This is a genomic window from Microbulbifer pacificus (assembly GCF_033723955.1).
Taxonomy (GTDB): domain Bacteria; phylum Pseudomonadota; class Gammaproteobacteria; order Pseudomonadales; family Cellvibrionaceae; genus Microbulbifer; species Microbulbifer pacificus.
Genome location: NZ_CP137555.1, coordinates 1,930,572 through 1,950,017 on the forward strand (window position 1 = coordinate 1,930,572; position 19,446 = coordinate 1,950,017).

Sequence of the window (19,446 nt, forward strand, 5' to 3'; positions counted from 1 at the left end):
TGCACCTCTCCCTTAACGCACTTCACGGGCGCGACGGTTATTGTTGTTCGCTTCCGTACGCAACTGGTTGATCACCCGCTGGGAAATCTCATCGATCACCTGCGGAGTAACCTGAGGGCGCTGGTTCGCCGAGCTGGCAGAGCTCTCCGCCAGCTTGTCGAGCGGCAGGTACATCATGTTGTTGCCACCTTCGACATCTACCATCACCTTGGAGGTATTGCTCATCACGTCCTGCACCGTGTCCAGGTACATACGCTCGCGGGTGACTTCCGGCGCACGCTGATATTCGGTGAGCAGTTTCTCGAAGCGCGCTGCTTCACCGCGAGCACTTTCCGCCACGCGGGCTTTGTAGGCCTCGGCTTCCTCCAGCATGCGCTGGGCTTGACCGCGAGCAACCGGAATCACCTGGTTGGCGTAGGCCTGGGCTTCGTTCTGCAGGCGCACCTCGTCCTCACGGGCGCGCACCACGTCATCGAATGCATCCTGAACTTCGCGCGGCGCCTTGGCGTCGGTGAGGTTCACCACGTCGACGCGGATACCGGTCTGATACAGATCCAGGTATTCCTGCAGGCGACTCTGGGTTTCCGCGGCGACCTGGGTACGATTCTGGGAGATGACGCCGTTCAGTGTCTGCGAACCGACGATGTGGCGCACGGCGCTGTCGGTGGCTTCCTGCAGACTCTTGAGCGGGTCGGCTACACGCAGCACAAAGGACTCGGCGTCGTCGATGTGCCACTGCACCTGCAGCACCACGTCCACAATACTCGCGTCCTCGGTGAGCATCTGGCCGGTGGTGCGCTCGGTACGCACCTCGGTCATGTTCACCTTGGTGACATTGTCGATCAGCGGCGGGTTCCAGTGCAGACCGGAGTTGACGGTCTCGTGATATTTACCGAGGCGCAGCACTACGGCGGACTGACTCGCATCCACCTGGTAAAAGCCCCACAGGCCGTAAACCACCGCGAGTACGATAAGCACCAGCGACCACGGGAAGCTGGCGCCGCCAGAGGGGGCTCCCTCGTCGGATGGAGATGGTTTGCCGCCGAACAGGCCGTTCAGCTTTTGCTGCATCTTGCGCAGCAGTTCGTCCAGGTCTGGCGGGCCGTCATTATTGCGATTGCCACCACCCCAGGGGTCCTTGTTATTACCACCCGGTTCATTCCAGGCCATCGGTCAACTCCAATTCAATCAATTTATTAATCGTTAGCTGTCGCGAAATTCTAGCATTATCCCCCGCGAAGCAGTGTTTCTACGCGACTCCAATGCTCAACTGGTTTCCCAGTCTTCCGGTTTTGGCTCGGCCTCCGGGTTTTCCGGCAGCCACTGCGGCGGATTGCCCACTTCACGGAAGGGTGCGAGCAGCCGCTGCAATTCCGCACGCGGCATGATCACGTGTAATTCGGCATCGCCATTGTCGCGGTAGCTCTCCCGCTGTACCACATTACTGGCAAACAGTTGCGCACGCAGGCGCGCGTGTTGTGGCGGAATCACCAGTGCGCCATTCACCATCTGGTTGCCGAGACGCTCGGCGATGGCTTCCACCAGCAGATCGCAGCCGGCGCCGGTGACTGCCGACAGCCATACCGCCCGCGGCACACCCTGGTCGTCGCGATCGATACGCGGCTCCATATCCGCCAGCAGATCAATTTTGTTGTACACCATCAGGTGCGGCAGTTCCGCCGCGCCGATTTCCTCAAGCACCAGCTGCACCTCTTCGATCAGGTGCAGGCGGTTTTCCGCCGCGGCATCCACCACGTGCAGCAGCAGCGAAGAGCTCGCGGCCTCTTCCAGGGTGGCGCGGAACGCCTCGACCAGGCGGTGCGGCAGGTGAGAGATGAACCCCACCGTGTCGGCCATGATCATCGCCCCCACATTCGGCAGGTCCACCCGGCGCATGGTGGGGTCCAGGGTCGCAAACAGCTGGTCGCGCACATAGACGTCGGCGTCGCTGACGCGGTTGAACAGGGTGGATTTACCGGCGTTGGTATAGCCCACCAGGGATACGGTGGCGACATCCGCGCGGGAGCGCGCACGACGCCCCTGCTCGCGCTGACGGCGCACCTTGTCCAGGCGTTTTTCGATGGCGTCAATGCGCGCGCGCAACAGGCGACGGTCGGTTTCCAGCTGGGTTTCACCGGGACCGCGCAGGCCGATACCACCCTTCTGGCGCTCCAGGTGGGTCCAGCCCCGCACCAGGCGGGTGGACATATGGCGCAGCTGCGCCAGCTCAACCTGCAACTTGCCCTCGTGGGTACGGGCGCGCTGGGCGAAGATATCGAGAATCAATCCAGTGCGGTCGAGCACCCGGCACTTGAGCTCGCGCTCGATATTGCGCTCCTGGCTCGGCGACAAGGTGTGATCGAAAAGCACCAGCTCTGCACCGTGTTTTTTCACGGTCTCGTTGATTTCTTCCAGCTTACCTTTACCGACGAAGGTTTTGGGGTCTGGCTTGGCGCGGGTGCCGAAGATGAATGCCACCGGATCGGCACCGGCCGACAGTGCCAACTCTTCAAATTCACGGGGGTCATCGGGGCTGTCGATGGCGGAAAGTTCCAGGTGTACCAGCACCGCAAGTTCACCGGATTCCGGGCGATCAAAAAACAAGGATTATTCTCTTGGGTTCAAAAAAGCACCAGAACTCTGGCGCCGAACAACAGACGCCCCGGGCATGCCGGGGCGCTGTCGGTAACTGTATTGCTCAGGTCAACACCACCGCGAACCAATCAACTCTGGCACCCCTCATCATCAGGAAAGAGACCAGCGCTGGCACCGCGCGGTGTTCAATCTCAGCCGAAGGTATCGCTGCCGCCTTCCGGACCAGCGCCCTCACCGCCCGGACCCGCCGGGTTCATCAGCGGTACGCGCACAGCGCGGGAAGGTACTACGGTGGAAATCGCGTGTTTGTAGACCATCTGGCTTACGGTGTTTTTCAACAGCACTACGAATTGGTCGAAAGATTCAATCTGGCCCTGCAGCTTGATGCCGTTGACCAGATAGATAGAAACCGGGATACGCTCTTTACGTAAAACATTCAGGTAAGGGTCTTGTAAGCTGTGCCCTTTTGACATCTTTTTTCTCCTTGCCAAAAGATAAACCGCCAGATGACGCACGATCGCGCCCGCGAATCCCGCGGACTAAAGACGGCCATGGTAATGAGGCGTATAAAAAAGAGCCAAAAGTTAACAAGGCTCTGTGAATAACTGACTGATATGGGCCGGATACACCTGCCCACTCACGTTATGGCTGCTCAACCGAGAAATTTCAAGGCCTCAGTCAACATTTCATCTAATTTGCGCACTTTGCCGCCAGCGTCCTGAGCATAGATGTAATGCACATTCGGCCAGCCCCGCAACCAGGTGAGCTGGCGCTTGGCCAGTTGGCGGGTGGCGGCGATACCAGCCTCCAGCATGTGCGGGTAATCCGTGTCACCGTCCAGGTATTCCCACACCTGGCGGTAGCCGACGGCGCGGATCGCCGGCAGGTCCTTGTGCAGGTCACCGCGCGCGCGCAGCGCTTTCACCTCGTCGATAAAACCGTTTTCCAGCATGTGCTCGAAGCGCAGGGCGATGCGCTGGTGCAGTATCGAGCGGTCGCGCGGCAGGATCGCCAGCTGCTGCACCCGGTAGTGCGCGAGCGGCGACTCAAGTTCCTGCTCCGCGCGCAGCTGCGTCATGGTCTTGCCCGTGAGGTGGTACACCTCCAGCGCGCGCTCGATTCGCACCGAGTGGTTCGGATGCAATTGTGCGGCTATTTGCGGATCGACCATTTCCAGCTCGCGGTGCAGTGCAGGCCAACCCTCTTTTTCTGCGCGCGCTTCAATCTGCGCACGAAATGCCGGGTCGGCCTCGGGCATCTCAGCCATGCCCTGCAATAGAGCCTTGAAGTAGAGCATGGTTCCCCCCACCAGCAGGGGAATTTTCCCCGCCGCGGTGATTTCTTCCATTGCCGTGAGCGCGTCCACGCGGAAACGCCCGGCGGAATAGCTCTCGGCGGGATCGCAGATATCGATCAGGCGATGGGGATAGCGCGCAAGCTCCTGCGGGCTCGGTTTGGCGGAACCGATATCCAGCCCGCGGTACACCAGCGCGGAATCCACGCTGATCAGCTCCACCGGCAGGTGGTCGCTGATGGCCATGGCCAGATCGGTTTTGCCGGAGGCGGTGGGCCCCATCAAAAAGATCGCGCGGGGGCGAATGTCACCCAGACTCATTCTGACACCTCTGAAAATCGTAGCGAGCGGGTGGCTGGCGGTGGCCGCCGGAGCGGAGGCAGCGGAGTGTATAGGTCATACATGAGCATGCCGAGCACCGCCGGACGCCGCCAGGCGCACGCGCAGTAGATTTTACTGGCCGCGCATAAACCATTTATCCATATCGGACAGTTTAACCTGGGTCCAGGTCGGGCGGCCGTGGTTGCACTGGCCGCTGCGCTCGGTGCGCTCCATATCCCGCAGCAGGCCGTTCATTTCCGGGATGCTGAGCTTGCGGTTGGCGCGCACCGAACCGTGACAGGCCATGGTCGCGAGGATCTCATTGATCTGGTTGCCGATGCGGTCGCTGCTGCCCTCTGCGAGCAAATCGCTAAGTACGTCCCGCACCAGCTGCTCCACCGGTGCGCCGTGGAGCATGGTGGGCACTTGGCGCACCATCAGGGTTTCCGGGCCGGCACGCTGCAGCACAAAACCGAGGGAGGTGAACACTTCCTCGCGCTCTTCAAAACAGTCGGCCTCGCGCTCGCTCACCGCGAGGCTCACCGGCACCAGCAGTGGCTGCGCCTGGATACCGCCGGCTGCGTGGGCCGCCTTCATCTTTTCATACACGATGCGCTCGTGGGCCGCGTGCATATCCACCACCACCATGCCGTGTTCGTTCTGCGACAGGATATAGATGCCGTGCAGCTGGGCCACGGCAAAGCCCAGTGGCGGTGTCTCGCTCGCCGATTCCGCCGGCATCGCCTGGGACCAGGACGGCGCCGCCGTCGCAACCGGCAATTCGCGCACGCCGCCTTCATAGGGACGATGCAGCTCACCATAGCTTTGCATCTGCTGCTGGATACGTTCCGGCGAGCCGCGCTCACCGAAACCGGCCTGTGGATAACTTCCAATTCCCGCCGGCGATGCAATGCTGGGCGCCTGGGTCAGGGACATGCGCTCCTGTCCGGCAAACTCACCGGCGGCGATTCCGGACACCTGCGGCGCGGCTTGTACGTGCTCATCCCGCTGCCCATCTTTATCGCCGGGGCGCACATCCGCCAGCGCGCGGTGCAGGGAGCCGAACAGGAAGTCGTGCACCAGGCGGCTGTCGCGGAAGCGGACCTCGTGTTTGGTGGGGTGCACGTTCACGTCCACCGCCGCCGGGTCCAGCTCCAGGTAGAGCACGAAGGCGGGATGACGGCCGTGGTACAACACATCGGCAAAGGCGCGGCGCACCGCATGGCTCACCACGCGGTCGCGGATGGCGCGACCGTTGACGTAGAAAAACTGCAGGTCGGCCTGGGAGCGGGAAAATGCCGGCTCCGCTACCCACCCCCACAGGCGCAGGCCACTGCGCTCCATGTCGATATGCAGCGCGTTCTGCATAAACGCCGGCCCGCACAACTGCGCTACGCGACGCTCCATTTCCGCCCTGGTCGTACCGCCACGCAGGTTGTGCACGCCCTTGCCGTTGTGGCGCAGACTGATGGACACATCAAAGCGGGAAAGCGCGAGGCGCTTGATGGTTTCGTCGACGCGGCTGAATTCGGTTTTTTCGGTGCGCAGGAATTTTCTGCGCGCAGGAGTATTGAAAAACAGGTCCCGCACTTCCACCGTGGTGCCGCGGGGATGCGCGGCGGGTGCCAGCTGGGTCTCCATCTCCCGCCCTTCGGCGGTCACCACCCAGCCCTTGCCGGTGTCGTCGCGACTGCTTGTCAGTGACAGCCGGGCGACGGAGGAGATACTAGCGAGCGCCTCGCCGCGGAAACCCAGTGTGGCGACGGCTTCGAGGTCTTCGAGCGCGTGGATCTTGGAGGTGGCGTGGCGGGCGAGAGCTAGGTGCAGGTCGTCTTTTTCGATCCCCTTGCCGTTGTCCCGCACCATGATGCGCTTGACCCCGCCCCCGTCGAGATCCACTTCCAGCCTAGAGGCACCGGCGTCGAGGCTGTTTTCCAGCAGCTCTTTGATCACGGATGCGGGGCGCTCGACCACCTCACCGGCGGCGATCTGGTTGGCGAGTCTTGGGGAGAGTAATTGGATATTGTCGGGCATTGGGAGTCTGTGCCACCCCGCTTTCGGGGTTCTCTGTATTGCTGTGGCGCCGAAGCACCTGGTATGACTTTTCTACTTCATCAGAAACGGTGACCTGGCTCGAACACGATACCTGGGTGCGAAGGCTGACTGCCGCCACGACGGCAAGAACCTAGCTCCGCAGCCGCACCAAGGAAGCACCAAACTCAACCCGAGGGAATAGTTAGCGTCTGACCCACACGAATCATGGAAGTCTCCATGCTGTTGGCCTTCTTCAGGTCCGCCACCGAAATGTTGTAGCGGGCCGCGATGCCGGACAGGGTATCACCACGTGCGATGGTGTGCCTGCGATCCGTGCGGCTGCCATTGGAAGCGAGCCAGCTGCCAGCCGGTGGCCGCGAGGTGAAGTGGGCCACGATACCGTCGCTGAGCTTTTCCGCCATGCGCTTCTGGAACGATGGGTCACGCAGCCGGCGCGCCTCATCCGGGTTGGTAATAAATCCGGTTTCGACCAGGATCGACGGCACATCCGGGTTGCGCAGCACCGAGAAATTCGCCTGCTCCACCTTCTTTTTGTGCAGATGGGTAAAGCTGCCGATCGAGTTCAATACACTGCTGCCCACATCTAGGCTCGTGTTCATGGTCGCGGTCATGGCGAGATCCAGCAGTACTCCGGCAAGGGTATCGTCCTTGTCGCTGAGGCTGAGGCTGCCGGCACCACCGATCAGGTCAGACTCATTTTCCCGCTGGGCCAGAAAGCGCGCAGTCTCACTGGTCGCCCCACGCGAGGACACCGCGTAAACACCAGCACCGCGGGCATCCTTGCGGGAAAATGCATCCGCGTGAATCGACACAAACAGGTCCGCACGCAATTGCCGGCCCTTCTTTACCCGGTCGCGCAGGGGAATGTAGTAGTCACCGGAGCGCACCAGTTTTGCAGAAAACCCGGACTTGCGATCAATCGCCTCGTGCAGGTAGCGGGAGATTGCCAGCACCACGTCCTTTTCCCGCAGGCCGCCAGGACCAAGGGCTCCCGGGTCCTCACCGCCGTGACCAGCGTCAATGGCAACCACGATATCGCGCTGGCCGCTGTCGTGGACCTGCTCGATGGTTTTTTCTTCCACCTTGTCGCGATCGTGCAGGTCGATCACCAGACGGTCGGGAAGGGTTTCGTGGCGGCGCAGGGCGAAGCTGCGCGGGTTTACCGGCTGCTTCAGATCCAGTACTACCCGCAGGTCGCGCTTGTCCTTGGTGGCATAGCGAACGCCGGAGATGGGGGTATCCGTAAGCGGTAGGTCGGCCATGGAGGCCCCGAGAGTCGCCCCACTCACATCAATCACCACGCGATCGGGGTTCTGCAGGGTAAACAGTTTGTGCTCGGCGGGGCCGTCCAGATCGAACACCAGACGGGTGTGGTCCGGCGCACGCCACAGGCGCACACCCTCCACTTCTGCAGCGAAGACGGGCTGCGCGATGGAAACCGCCAGCGTAAACAAAATGGTCGTAAGTCGCACCGGCAACCCTGCTCCGATCATTATTATTGCCCTGTCGAGTTGTTAGCGCGCCTCTCTCCGTGAAATGCGCGGCTCAGTTTTCCGCGAAGTGTGCGCCGGCCAATACCGATGCCCCGGCGTCACTCTCTGCGATTAATTTTAGTTCGCGGCCCGCGCCCTGTAATTGCAGCGCCAGCCGCAGATCCGGTGCTGGCAATACGCCCACACCGCGCTCGGACCACTCCACCAGGCTCAGGCTACCGCGGCCGAAATAATCCCGCACCCCCATGTACTCCAGTTCCTCGGCGTCACCCAGGCGATAGAGGTCGAAGTGATACACACGGAAATCGGTAAATTCGTAGGGCTCCACCAGGGTGTAGGTGGGGCTCTTTACCGCACCGTAGTGACCAAACGCACGCAACACACCGCGACTGAATGTGGTCTTGCCTGCACCCAGCTGGCCGCCGAGAAAAATCACCAGGCCTGCGGCCATTCCCGCGTCGATACACGCTTGCCCCAGCACTTCGCCGGCAGCGACGGTGGCTGCCTCGTCGGCCAGATACAGCGTTTTTTCCACAGGCTGTGCGCTCAAGCTTTTATCCTCAGTCCACCAGTGCGCGGATATGCAGCAACAGGTCCGTGGCCAGCAGGCCGCGCTGTCCTTCGGCCGCGGCGCGGTTGCCGGCTTCGCCGTGCAGCCATACCCCGAGGCGCGCCGCCGCCGGCAGCGTCATACCCTGGCCGATCAATGCGGCAATTACTCCGGTGAGCAGGTCGCCCATACCGCCGGAGGCCATACCGGGATTGCCGGTGTTGATCACATCCACACCCTCGACATGGGCAATCACCGTGCCCGCGCCTTTTAATACCACCACGCCACTGAATTTTTCCTGAATCGCTTTGGCCGCAGCGACCGGATCAGCGGCGACCTCCGCGCTGGCAACGCCCAGCAGTCGCGCCGCTTCTCCCACATGGGGTGTCAGCACCCAGTCGTCGCGCTTGATGCCGGCGAGTACGCGGCCGCCGGCGAGAATATTCAGCGCATCCGCATCCAGTACCAGTGCGCCGTGGGCGCGTCCCGCGCGGGCGAGCAACTGCTCACTCCAGGGGGACTGGCCGAGGCCCGGGCCTACGGCGATCACATTCGGCGCCTCCAGCAGCGGCTCCAGCTCCTGACCCGACACCACCGGGTGCGCCATTACCTCCGGGCGCCGGGTGAGCGATGCCACCACATGCTCAGGGCGCGTTGCCAGTGAAATCAGGCCGGCACCACAGCGCGCAGCAGACTCCGCCGCCATCAGCGCGGCACCGCCAAAGCCGTGATCACCGCCGACAATCATCACATGGCCAAACTGGTTCTTGTAGCTGTCTGCAGCGCGCGCCGGCAGTCGCTCGAGACTGTCGCCGCTGTGGCGGACCAGCAGCGCAGGCACCTGGGCATAAATTTCCGGCGCTGCGCCCAGATCCTCGAAAACGACCTCACCCGCGAGCGCGGGACCGCGGCCGAGAAACAGGCCGGCCTTGCGGCCGATAAAGGTGACGGTCGCATCCGCCCGCACTGCATCAATGGCGAAGCCGCTGTCCGCGTTCAGGCCGGAGGGCAGGTCCACCGCCAGCACCGGTGCGGACGAGCGGTTGAGGTGTGCGATGGCCGCATCGACAGGTGCGCGCAGTTCGCCGCTGAAACCGGTGCCCAGCAACGCGTCCACCAGCACCGTGTGTTTGTCCACTGGCGGCAGCTCCGCGAGCCCAGACACGAACTTTGCGCCCTCGCGCTCGGCAAAACCGTAGGCTTCCAGCGCTTCGCCTTTCAGCTTGTCCGCGGGCACCCCCACAAATACCGTCACCGGAATCTGGCGTTGGGCGGCGAGACCGGCAATCACATAGCCGTCACCACCGTTGTTGCCACCGCCGCAGAACACCTGAATACCGCTTATCTCTGGCCAGCGGCTGCACAGGTAATCGAATGCAGCGCGACCGGCACGCTTCATCAACGCGATGGAAGGAACCTGCTGCTGACTGATTACAAGCCTGTCCAGCTGGCGCACGGCCTCGGCGCTGTACAGTTTTTGCGGGTGCGACGGAGTGAGATTCTGACTATCCATAGTGTCCGGCATAGGTGGGTACTGCATTCCAGCTGTGGTCAAATTTTAAACTGTGGCAAAATATCGGTGATTATACCGCCTCCACCCCCAAACCGCCGCACACGGCCACCGCCAATTTCGTGACCAACCCTTCATGACGAATACCCCTGACACTCAGACCATGACCGAACTGGCCGCGCAGATTCGCCTGTGGGGGCGGGAGCTGGGTTTCCAGCAGGTTGGCATTACCGATTGCCACCTCGAACAGCACGGCGAGCGGCTGCACGCATGGCTGGACGCGGGCTACAACGGCGATATGGAGTGGATGGGTGCCCACGGTGACAAGCGCTGGCGACCGGATCTCTTGGAAGAAGGCACCCTGCGGGTGATCAGCGTGCGCCTGGACTACCTGCCGCCGGACACACAGCCGGTGCAGGTTCTGAAAGACCCGGGCAAGGCCTACGTTTCCCGCTACGCCAACGGCCGCGATTATCACAAGCTGATCCGCAAGCGACTGGCGCAACTGGCGCAGCAGATCGATACTTTTTGCGAAGAGCGCGGTATCGAGGCACGCGGCCGCGCATTTACCGACAGTGCGCCGGTGATGGAACGGGCACTGGCCGAAAAAGCCGGGCTCGGCTGGATCGGCAAGAACTGCATGGTGATCAACAGCCACGCCGGCAGCTGGTTTTTCCTCGGTGAGATCTACACCAACCTGCCGCTGCCGGTGGATGTAAGCGAGGAGCCAAACCAGTGCGGCGAGTGCACCGCATGCCTGAAGGTGTGCCCCACGGATGCGTTTGTCGATGCCTACACCCTGGACGCGCGCCGCTGTATTTCCTACCTGACCATTGAGAACAAGGGCCCGATACCGGAGGAGTTCCGCGAGCCGATGGGCAACCGGGTATTTGGCTGCGACGACTGCCAGATCATCTGCCCCTGGAACAAGTTTGCCAAACCCACTGGCGAGCCCGACTTCCACCCGCGGCACGGGCTAGACAGCGGCGCGCTGATGGATTTATTCCGGTGGTCGGAAGAGGAATTCCTGAGGAAAACCGAGGGGTCGGCGATTCGGCGGATCGGGTTCGAGCGGTGGCAGCGGAACCTGGCGGTGGCTCTCGGGAATTCTGATCCGGCACCGGAAACGGTTGCGGTTTTGGAAGAGGCCCTTGGTTGCGCGACGCCGCTGGTGGCAGAACATATTGAGTGGGCGCTGATGCGGTTGCGCAGCGGGCGGCGTCGGAAGCGGAAGATCAAACGCCCCTCAGAGTAAATTCTAGTTTTCTGGTATTGGTGGCTTTTAAGCTGGGGGCATACGGAAGCCAAAAGCTTACGAAGTAAAAAGACTAGATTTGAAGGCGGAGTGACGGGAATCTGTTTTCAAAAGCGTCGGCGACAAGGACGTCGCCGACGCAGCGTACAGGGATGTATTCACAGCGGTTTTGAAAACAGATTCCCGGCGCTTCGCCGCTACCGCGCCTGCCTCCAAACCACCAACACCACCCAAACTCAACTCATACGAAAAAAATGTTCGCGATAATGCTTCAGCTCATTAATCGAATCGTGAATATCATCCAAAGCCAAGTGCGATGAAGTTTTCTTAACGCCTTCCAATACATCCGGACGCCAGCGCCGGGCCAGCTCCTTCACCGAACTCACATCCAGGTTTCGATAGTGGAAGTACCGCTCTAGTAACGGCATGTACTTCACCAGAAAGCGGCGGTCCTGACCGATGGAGTTGCCACACATGGGGGAGGCGCCCTCGGGCACCCAATGCTGCAGGAACTCGATGGTCTCCTGCTCCGCCTCCCGCTCACTGAACGGGGACTCCTTCACCCGCGCCACCAGCCCCGAGCCGCCGTGCTGCTCCGTATTCCAGTCATCCATCGCATTCAGTAGCGCATCGCTCTGGTGGATCGCCATCACCGGCCCCTCCGCCAGCACATTCAGGCGCGAATCCGTCACCACCGTGGCAATTTCGATGATGCGCTCTTTCTCGGGATCGAGACCGGTCATTTCCAGATCGATCCAGATCAGATTATTCTGATCCACAATAGTCTCCTGTCTGGCCGCCAGATCCAGCGGCAAATGAATACGGGATGAAGGAAGGATGGGCCGGAATATACAAGAGAAGCAAGGTACCGCAATCCCCCGGTGATGCAAGCTATAATCCGCCGCCCTCCACAAACCGAGCCCCTCCCCAAGGCCGCCAACGAAATACCTATGAGCAAACGCAAACTCAACCGCCGCCAGCAGTGGCGCATCGCCAAGATCCAGGAAGAGCGGGAAGCCCGCGCGCGTAAGCGTGAGGACAGCCTGGATCAGGCGGCCGAAGAAGGCGACCTGGGGCCAGAGCAGACCGGGCTGGTCATCGCCAATTACGGCAGCCAGGTACTGGTGGAGAGTGAGGACGCGAGCCTGCGACAGCGCTGCCATGTGCGCGCAAATATCGAAACCTTGGTCACCGGCGACAAGGTCGCCTGGAACCCATCCATCGGTGAATCCACCGGCGGCCTCGGCGTCGTCGGTGCGCGCCTGCCGCGTCACTCCGAGCTGCAACGCCCGGACCGCTACGGCGATATGAAAACCGTCGCCGCCAATATCGATCGCATCCTGATCGTCATTGCCCCCTATCCAGAACCCTTCGCCAATGCCATCGACCGCTATCTGGTCGCGGCGGAGACCACCGGCATCCACCCATTGTTGCTGCTGAACAAGATCGACCTGATCGACGACGACAATCGCGACAGCCTGGAGCAACTGCTGGCCCCCTATCCCGACCTCGGCTACGAGGTTCTGAGGCTGTCCACCAAAACCGGCGAAGGTCTCGATGGCCTGCTGACCACCCTCGCAGAGGGCGCCAGCGTGTTTGTCGGTCAGTCCGGCGTGGGCAAATCATCACTGGTCAACGGCCTGTTACCAAGCGCCGATGCCCGCACCGGCGCGCTGTCGGAAGCCACCGGCAAAGGCACTCACACCACCACCGCCGCGGAACTGTTTCATCTGCCGAGCGGCGGCGATCTGATAGACTCCCCCGGCATCCGCGAATTTGGCATCTGGCACATGAGCGAGCAGGAATTACTCGAAGGCTTCGTGGAATTCCGCCCATTTATCGGCCATTGCCGCTTCCGCGACTGCAACCACCAGGGCGAACCGGGCTGCGCGATACAGGGTGCACTGGAGCGCGGCGACATCAGCCAGCGTCGCATGGACAGCTACCTGCACCTGCGCAACAGCCTGGAAAACGAATAAGGGCCTTTTGAAAGGGCAACACCCATAAGGAACACGTCGTGAGTGAAGTACCGCTGATTCTCGAACCGGAACAACTGGCCCCACTGCTGGAGCATGAAGAAATCCGGGTCGTCGACCTGAGCTCGCCAGCCAATTATTTCGCCGGCCACATACCCGGCGCCATCGGCCTGCCCTTCCAGGCGCTCTTGGCCGGCACCCCGCCCGCCCCCGGCAAACTGCCGTCACTGGAACGCCTCACCGAAGTCATGCGCGCCATCGGCCTCACCCCCGACACCCACATCGTCGCCTGCGACGACGAAGGCGGCGGCTGGGCTGGACGCCTACTGTGGACCCTGGAAGTCATCGGCCACAAGAAATACAGCTATCTGAATGGCGGCATGATTGCGTGGAAAAATGCCGGCCTGCCACTGTCCACCGAAGACACCACCGTTGCAGCGAGCGACATCGAAATTGCCATCGCCGACGATGCGCCGATGATCGAGGCAGAACAAATCCAGCAGCGCCTGGGTCACAACGACCTGCAAGTCTGGGACGCCCGCTCCCCCACCGAATATACCGGCGAGCGCCTGGTCGCCATGCGCGGTGGCCATATCCCCGGCGCCATCAACTGCGAGTGGACCCAGCTGATGGACCCGCAGCGCGACCTGCGTATCCGCACCGATGCCAGGGAATTTCTCGAGGCCCTGGGCATCGACGGCAAAACCGAAATCGCCACCCACTGCCAGAGCCACCACCGCTCCGCGTTTACCTGGCTGGTAGGAAAATCCCTGGGATTCCCGATCAAGGCGTACCCTGGCTCCTGGAGTGAATGGGGCAATCTGCCAAACACACCAATAGAGCAATAGGGCTTACGAAGCAAAAGAGATCGAATTGAAGGTTGGGTACCGGGTGCGGGTTTTCAGGAGCGTCGGCAACAGGGATGTTGCCGACGCAGCGTACAGGGATGTATTCACAGCGGTCCTGAAAGCCCGCACCCGGTGCCCGACCGCGACCAAAACATAAACAGAGCACCGAAAGACTCTGGTACCAAATCAAAACCAAAGGGATTACCAAAACCCAATGCACCCGAAACTGTTTATCTTTCTGCAATACATCACTCCCCAGCACCTGCTCTCGCGCGCTGCTGGCTGGCTTGCTGAAACCCGCATCGGCGGCATCAAAAACCCGTTCACCAAGTGGTTCGTGGAAAAATATGAAGTCGACATGAGCGAAGCACTCGAAGAAGACTGCACCGCTTATACCTGCTTCAACGACTTCTTCACCCGCGCATTGAAAGAAGGCGCCCGCCCCATCGTCGAAGGTGAAGACACCATCGCCGGTTGCGCCGACGGCGCCATCAGCCAGCTGGGTGAAATCCACAACGGACGGATCTTCCAGGCCAAAGGCCAGGACTACAGCCTGCTGGAACTTGTCGGCGGCGACCCCGAAGTGGCTGCACAATTTACCGGCGGCAAATTCGCAACCATCTACCTCTCCCCGAAAGACTACCACCGCGTACACATGCCGCTGGACGGCGTACTGCAGCGCATGATCTACGTCCCCGGCGAACTCTTCTCGGTAAACACCACCACCGCGGAAAATGTCCCGCGCCTGTTCGCGCGCAACGAGCGCCTGGTGTGCATTTTTGACACCGCCGCCGGCCCCATGGCCATGATCCTCGTCGGCGCCATGATCGTCGCCGCCATCGAAACCGTTTGGGCCGGCCAGGTCGCACCTCTCAAACGCCAGATCCGCACCACCCGCTACGATGAGCAGAAGCCCATCGCACTGAAAAAAGGTGAGGAAATGGGACGCTTCAAACTCGGCTCCACTGTGGTACTGCTGTTTGGTGCGGATAAGGTGAATTGGCTGGAAGAACTGGCGGCGGAAGCCCCGGTGAAAATGGGCGAGCATTTCGGCGACCTGGCGTAAGGGCAGCTACCAAGCCAGTAGAACTCCCACGGGCCGCGCTCCCGGCGCGCCCAAAGGGTGACGAATTTCCGGCGGTTGCCGGTTACGTAAATATCAATTGTTGCGGAATTGCCGCCTCAGCGGCCGGGCAGGAATCGCGCGATAAATGCCGGCAGGCGCTGCTCGAAGAGGTACTGGTCGCGCACCTTGGCAACATTGATTTGCGGGAACTGGCTGGGGTCCAGGTCCTGGGTGATGGTGATGAGACCCGCTTCTGGCAGGGATTTCCTGCCCTTGTTTACCAGTGCCATTTTGCGGTCGTCGTCCACCGCCATATCGAACAGACGCGGCTTTTCCAACAGCTTTTTCTCGCGGTCCGTCACCAGCATGACCTTCGGCTTCAGCCGACGCTGATGACTCTGCTCCACCACCACCGCGAGTTCACCACTGGAGAGCTCCACCTGGGTGCCGGTGGGATAGAGACCGATGGACTGGATAAATTCCACCACCAGCTGCTCCTGGAAAGCTCCGTCACGCAATTCGTAGAGTTGTGCCACAGCCTTTGACGGCGGCACAGGGAATTCCGCACCACGGGGGTTGGTGGCTTCGTCATAGAAAGTGACGATACCGCACATACGCGCCAGTACCGGAATCTGTCCGCCGCGCAATCCGCGGGGATAGCCACTGCCATCGTACTGCTCCTTGTGGCACTGCACGATGTTGATTACCTGGCGGTCGATATTCGGATCGGTGGACAGCAGTTTTACGCTGTAACCCACGAACTTGCGGTATTCGAGCTCCGCACGTGGGTCGCGCCTTTCGGCTTTCAGCACTTCGTCCGGCAGGCACAGCTTGCCCACGTCTTTCAGCAGGGTCGCCACTCCCAGCTGCACCAGTTCATGTCGTCGCAGGCCGATATGACGCCCGAAAACCACTGCCCATACGCTGGCGCGCACCGAATGGCTGTAAGTGTGCTCATCTTTCTCCCGCACCCGCGCCAGCCACGAAAAAGCATCCGGGCTGCGCAGTACGCTGTCCACCATCTGGCAGACATTCTGGCTTATCTGAGCGGTCGGCAGGGGGCGGTCGGCTTGCAGTTGCACCATGACTTCGTGCATACCGCGGATGATACGGTCGTGCAGCTGCCTGGCCTTGTGGGCCTCCCGGCGCGCTGGCTCTGGCACCGCATAGCTGTTGTGACGGATCTGAACCGGTTTGCAGTCGACAGCGACGGGGATGCGGCGATAACTGCCCTTGGCGGGAGGAGTCTGCTGGCTGCTGCTCTGCTCGTCGGCGGCGCGAGTGATCTTGCGCAGCTTGACGCCCACGTCGCCCACACTCTTGACCACGTCCACATAGACGTAGCGACAGTATTTTTGCAGTTGGCGGATTTCTTCCAGATCGCGGATATAGAAACCCTGCAGGGCAAAGGGTGTGCGGGTCCACGGACGGTCCAGGCGGGACACAAACATGCCCCGCTGCAGGTCTTCCACGAATACCTTCGCCTGTTGGATTGCCACTAGTCAGTTGCCGCGTATTTATTTGTTTTGTGTAGTTCTGTCTAACAGTCTCGTGTACAGGTAGAAAACGGCGCTACCGTACACAAAGACCCCGCACCGGCCAAACCAGAGCAGGGCGGGATTGTCACACAAGTCTACCCGTTGGTTTACATTCCATTTGTGACACGCATCACGTAACAATGGTCAGCAAGCGCTTACGCACCAAATTCTTTTCCCATTACTGGTGATATTGGGGAGAGAGTTCCAATACCGCCTCGAACATGGCACCGGCATGGGCCGGATCCACTTGGGGCGTGACACCGTGCCCCAGATTGAAAATATGCCCGCTGCCATGACCAAAGCTTGCCAGCAGACTCGCAACTTCCGCGCGGATGCGCGCCGGGCTCGCCAGCAGTATCGCCGGGTCCAGATTGCCCTGCAGGGCCACACGATCGCCTACGCGCGCGCGTGCACGGCTGATGTCCGTGGTCCAGTCGAGACCAAGTGCGTCAGCGCCGGTCTCCGCCATCAGCTCCAGCCACTGGCCGCCCCCCTTGGTGAACAGGATCGCCGGAACTTTGCGCCCGTCCTGCTCCTTGATCAGTCCCTGCAGAATACGGGCCATATATTGCAGGGAAAACTCCTGGTAGGCCGCGTGGCTGAGTGCACCACCCCAGGTATCGAAAATCTGTACCGCCTGGGCACCGGCGCGGATCTGCGCGTTGAGATAGTCGATGACCGAGTCCGCCAGCACGCTCAGCAACTGATGCAGATCTTCTGGGCGGTTGTAGAGCATCTCCTTGGTGCGGGCGAAGTCGCGGCTGGAGCCACCTTCCACCATATATGTGGCGAGGGTCCAGGGACTGCCGGAGAAGCCGATCAGCGGCACCCGACCATTCAGTTCACGGCGGATAGTGGTAACCGCGTTGGTGACATAGTCCAGGTCCTGTGCGGTGTTGACCACTTCCAGTGCCGCGATATCGGCGCTGGTACGCACGGGCTTTTTGAATTTCGGGCCCTCGCCTTCCTCAAAATAGAGCCCCAGACCCATCGCATCGGGGATGGTCAGGATATCGGAAAACAGGATCGCAGCGTCCAGCGGGTAGCGCTCCAGGGGCTGCAGGGTCACCTCACAGGCCAGCTCGGTATTGCGGCACAGATCCATAAAGGTACCGGCCTTGGCACGGGTGGCGCGGTATTCCGGCAGGTAACGGCCGGCCTGACGCATCATCCACATCGGCGTGCGGTCTACGGGCTGACGCAGCAGGGCGCGCAGGAAGCGGTCGTTTTGAAGCGGAGCAAACTGGGAGGGGGGCTGGATCTCGGACATGACAATTCAGGGGCTGGCTAAAAAGGCGGCTATTGTAGCCGGGAGCATAGGCGGAAAACAAAACTCTTGCGGATACAGTTTCCCCAAACGTCACGTACAATAACGCGCCCACGGCTTTCACCATGGCGCAACCTGCGTTACCCGAACCCCGACCGCCGTGCCATCGCTCAGGCAATGATGCGCCGCTTCCACTTTTTTCAGTGGGCGGCTCTGGTTGCGGCTGCCGGATTCTTTTCCCTGTAGAACGATGAGCGATTGAATGGAAACTTATGGCGCACTCAGCCTGATTCCCACCATTGCCGTGGTCGCCACCGCCGTGATCACCAAGCGCCCGGTGGCCGCCCTGATCACCGGCGTGATTATCGCGCTGGTGATGCTCGACCCGAGCGACATCATGACCCCGCTGACCGAAACCGCACTGGCGGTGATGGCCGATGAAACCATCGGCTGGGTCATCCTCGTGTGCGGACTGTTCGGCAGCCTGATCGCGCTGCTGATACGCTCAGGTGCCGCCAACGCTTTCGCGGATTTGCTGGCCAAAAGAGCCAATACCCGCAACCGCGCGCTGCTCAGCACCTGGTTTCTCGGGCTGGTGATCTTTATCGATGACTACCTGAACGCCCTCGCCGTCGGCGCCTCAATGAAAAAGGTCACCGACAAATTCAAGGTGTCACGCCAGATGCTGGCGTATATCGCCGACTCTACCGCGGCGCCGGCGTGTTTTTTGGTGCCTATCTCCACCTGGGCGGTGTTCTTCTCCGGCATCCTGGAATCCGCAAATATCGCGGAACAGGGCCAGGGTATCAGCATGTACATCAGCGCCATCCCGTTCATGCTCTATTCCTGGCTGGCGCTGCTGCTGGTGCCACTGGTGGCCACCGGTCGTATACCACTGATCGGCCCGATGAAACGCGCCGAGGCTCTCGCCGCCGCCGGTACGCCGGAAATTTCCCCCGACGAGCTGCCGGCGAGTGCCGCCGGCCCCGCTGCGGTGGGTCCGCGGCACCACGCGTGGAACTTCATCGTGCCGATCCTCAGCCTGCTGTTTTTCAGCTGGGTTTACGACATTGACGTCCTCAAGGGTGTGATCATCGCATTGGCGATCACCATTCCCCTGTTCGGCCTGCAGAGAGTCATCGGCTGGCACGAGATGCTGGACACGGTGATGGACGGCTTCAAACTGATGATTCCACCGCTCGCCATCATCGTTGCGGCCTTTATGTTCAAGGCCGTGAACGACAGCCTGGGCATGCCGCAGTATGTGATCGAGTCACTGAAACCGCTGATGACCGCGCAGTGGTTGCCGCTGGTGGCCTTTTTGTCCATGTCGCTGATTTCATTTGCCACTGGCTCGTCGTGGGGGATTTTCACCATTACCATCCCCATCATCGTCCCGCTGGCGCAGGCCGTCGGCTGCCCGCTGCCGCTGGCTCTCGGCGCACTGCTCTCCGCCAGTGCCTTTGGTAGCCACGCCTGCTTCTACGGCGACGCCACCGTGCTTGCAGCCCAGGGCAGCGGCTGTACGGTGATGAGCCACGCGCTGACCCAGCTGCCCTACGCCATCATGGCGGCGATCATCGCCGGCATCGGCTTCGTGCTGTGCGGCTTTTTGCTGGTATAAGCGGTTAGCTGAATTCACCAATAAAAAAGGGGCGCCGAGGCGCCCCTTTTTATT

Annotated in this window: 16 protein-coding genes; 5 read left to right on the forward strand and 11 right to left on the reverse strand. The window is 61.1% G+C overall.

Annotation, left to right across the window (positions count from 1 at the left end):
• Positions 1-12: 12 nt before the first annotated feature.
• From hflK to R5R33_RS08380, 8 genes are all read right to left on the reverse strand, one after another.
• On the reverse strand, positions 13-1,170 hold the full coding sequence (hflK, locus tag R5R33_RS08345; RefSeq protein ID WP_318955561.1) for an FtsH protease activity modulator HflK: 1,158 nt from the start codon (positions 1,168-1,170) through the stop codon (positions 13-15).
• 96 nt (positions 1,171-1,266) lie between these two features.
• Positions 1,267-2,604 carry a ribosome rescue GTPase HflX gene (gene hflX, locus R5R33_RS08350; RefSeq protein ID WP_318955562.1) on the reverse strand — a complete coding sequence of 446 codons (1,338 nt, stop codon included), beginning with the start codon at positions 2,602-2,604 and terminating at the stop codon, positions 1,267-1,269.
• Positions 2,605-2,786: 182 nt separating this feature from the next.
• Positions 2,787-3,068 (reverse strand): RNA chaperone Hfq, encoded by a 282-nt coding sequence (gene hfq, locus R5R33_RS08355; RefSeq protein ID WP_318955563.1) that lies wholly within the window; start codon positions 3,066-3,068, stop codon positions 2,787-2,789.
• A gap of 179 nt (positions 3,069-3,247) precedes the next feature.
• On the reverse strand, positions 3,248-4,210 hold the full coding sequence (gene miaA / locus R5R33_RS08360) for a tRNA (adenosine(37)-N6)-dimethylallyltransferase MiaA (protein ID WP_318955564.1): 963 nt from the start codon (positions 4,208-4,210) through the stop codon (positions 3,248-3,250).
• Positions 4,211-4,342: 132 nt separating this feature from the next.
• Positions 4,343-6,244 (reverse strand): DNA mismatch repair endonuclease MutL, encoded by a 1,902-nt coding sequence (mutL, locus tag R5R33_RS08365; protein ID WP_318955565.1) that lies wholly within the window; start codon positions 6,242-6,244, stop codon positions 4,343-4,345.
• Positions 6,245-6,429: 185 nt separating this feature from the next.
• A complete protein-coding gene (locus R5R33_RS08370; RefSeq protein ID WP_318955566.1) occupies positions 6,430-7,758 on the reverse strand; it encodes an N-acetylmuramoyl-L-alanine amidase in 1,329 nt (442 codons plus the stop codon).
• 52 nt (positions 7,759-7,810) lie between these two features.
• The gene (gene tsaE, locus R5R33_RS08375; RefSeq protein ID WP_318955567.1) at positions 7,811-8,308 is read right to left on the reverse strand and encodes a tRNA (adenosine(37)-N6)-threonylcarbamoyltransferase complex ATPase subunit type 1 TsaE; all 498 of its coding nucleotides are present in this window, start codon (positions 8,306-8,308) and stop codon (positions 7,811-7,813) included.
• Positions 8,309-8,318: 10 nt separating this feature from the next.
• On the reverse strand, positions 8,319-9,821 hold the full coding sequence (locus R5R33_RS08380) for an NAD(P)H-hydrate dehydratase (RefSeq protein WP_318955568.1): 1,503 nt from the start codon (positions 9,819-9,821) through the stop codon (positions 8,319-8,321).
• A 133-nt stretch (positions 9,822-9,954) separates the two neighbouring features.
• Between R5R33_RS08380 and queG the strand changes: the two genes are divergently transcribed.
• Entirely contained in the window at positions 9,955-11,073 is a 1,119-nt protein-coding gene (gene queG / locus R5R33_RS08385; protein WP_318955569.1) for a tRNA epoxyqueuosine(34) reductase QueG, read from the forward strand.
• A gap of 236 nt (positions 11,074-11,309) precedes the next feature.
• On the opposite strand, the gene orn is transcribed toward queG, so the two are convergent.
• Positions 11,310-11,852, reverse strand: a complete 543-nt coding sequence (gene orn, locus R5R33_RS08390) for an oligoribonuclease (protein WP_404810389.1) — start codon at positions 11,850-11,852, stop codon at positions 11,310-11,312.
• Positions 11,853-12,023: 171 nt separating this feature from the next.
• Here orn and rsgA point away from each other — a divergent pair, with 171 nt between their 5' ends.
• The 3 genes from rsgA to asd all read left to right on the forward strand — a co-directional run bounded on the left by rsgA (position 12,024) and on the right by asd (position 14,963).
• Positions 12,024-13,052: a small ribosomal subunit biogenesis GTPase RsgA gene (gene rsgA / locus R5R33_RS08395; RefSeq protein ID WP_318955570.1), complete on the forward strand. Its 1,029-nt coding sequence runs from the start codon at positions 12,024-12,026 to the stop codon at positions 13,050-13,052.
• Between the two features lie 38 nt (positions 13,053-13,090).
• Complete coding sequence (locus R5R33_RS08400; RefSeq protein ID WP_318955571.1) at positions 13,091-13,897, forward strand: sulfurtransferase; 807 nt, start codon at positions 13,091-13,093, stop codon at positions 13,895-13,897.
• Between the two features lie 214 nt (positions 13,898-14,111).
• Positions 14,112-14,963, forward strand: a complete 852-nt coding sequence (gene asd, locus R5R33_RS08405) for an archaetidylserine decarboxylase (protein WP_318955572.1) — start codon at positions 14,112-14,114, stop codon at positions 14,961-14,963.
• A gap of 116 nt (positions 14,964-15,079) precedes the next feature.
• Here the strand turns inward: asd and R5R33_RS08410 are convergent, their stop codons facing one another.
• Both R5R33_RS08410 and hemE read right to left on the reverse strand, forming a co-directional pair.
• The gene (locus tag R5R33_RS08410) at positions 15,080-16,462 is read right to left on the reverse strand and encodes an HD-GYP domain-containing protein (RefSeq protein WP_318955573.1); all 1,383 of its coding nucleotides are present in this window, start codon (positions 16,460-16,462) and stop codon (positions 15,080-15,082) included.
• A gap of 217 nt (positions 16,463-16,679) precedes the next feature.
• Entirely contained in the window at positions 16,680-17,771 is a 1,092-nt protein-coding gene (gene hemE, locus R5R33_RS08415; RefSeq protein WP_318955574.1) for a uroporphyrinogen decarboxylase, read from the reverse strand.
• Between the two features lie 259 nt (positions 17,772-18,030).
• Here hemE and R5R33_RS08420 point away from each other — a divergent pair, with 259 nt between their 5' ends.
• Positions 18,031-19,392, forward strand: a complete 1,362-nt coding sequence (locus R5R33_RS08420) for a Na+/H+ antiporter NhaC family protein (RefSeq protein ID WP_318955575.1) — start codon at positions 18,031-18,033, stop codon at positions 19,390-19,392.
• Positions 19,393-19,446 lie beyond the last annotated feature (54 nt).

Bases quoted from the DNA above. Each gene is read 5' to 3' on its own strand.
- queG (WP_318955569.1), top strand. From the start codon at position 9,955: ATGACGAATACCCCTGACACTCAGACCATGACCGAACTGGCCGCGCAG.
- miaA (WP_318955564.1), bottom strand. From the start codon at position 4,210: ATGAGTCTGGGTGACATTCGCCCCCGCGCGATCTTTTTGATGGGGCCC.
- R5R33_RS08380 (WP_318955568.1), bottom strand. From the start codon at position 9,821: ATGGATAGTCAGAATCTCACTCCGTCGCACCCGCAAAAACTGTACAGC.
- rsgA (WP_318955570.1), top strand. From the start codon at position 12,024: ATGAGCAAACGCAAACTCAACCGCCGCCAGCAGTGGCGCATCGCCAAG.
- hfq (WP_318955563.1), bottom strand. From the start codon at position 3,068: ATGTCAAAAGGGCACAGCTTACAAGACCCTTACCTGAATGTTTTACGT.
- hemE (WP_318955574.1), bottom strand. From the start codon at position 17,771: ATGTCCGAGATCCAGCCCCCCTCCCAGTTTGCTCCGCTTCAAAACGAC.
- R5R33_RS08420 (WP_318955575.1), top strand. From the start codon at position 18,031: ATGGAAACTTATGGCGCACTCAGCCTGATTCCCACCATTGCCGTGGTC.
- hflK (WP_318955561.1), bottom strand. From the start codon at position 1,170: ATGGCCTGGAATGAACCGGGTGGTAATAACAAGGACCCCTGGGGTGGT.
- R5R33_RS08370 (WP_318955566.1), bottom strand. From the start codon at position 7,758: ATGATCGGAGCAGGGTTGCCGGTGCGACTTACGACCATTTTGTTTACG.
- mutL (WP_318955565.1), bottom strand. From the start codon at position 6,244: ATGCCCGACAATATCCAATTACTCTCCCCAAGACTCGCCAACCAGATC.
- asd (WP_318955572.1), top strand. From the start codon at position 14,112: ATGCACCCGAAACTGTTTATCTTTCTGCAATACATCACTCCCCAGCAC.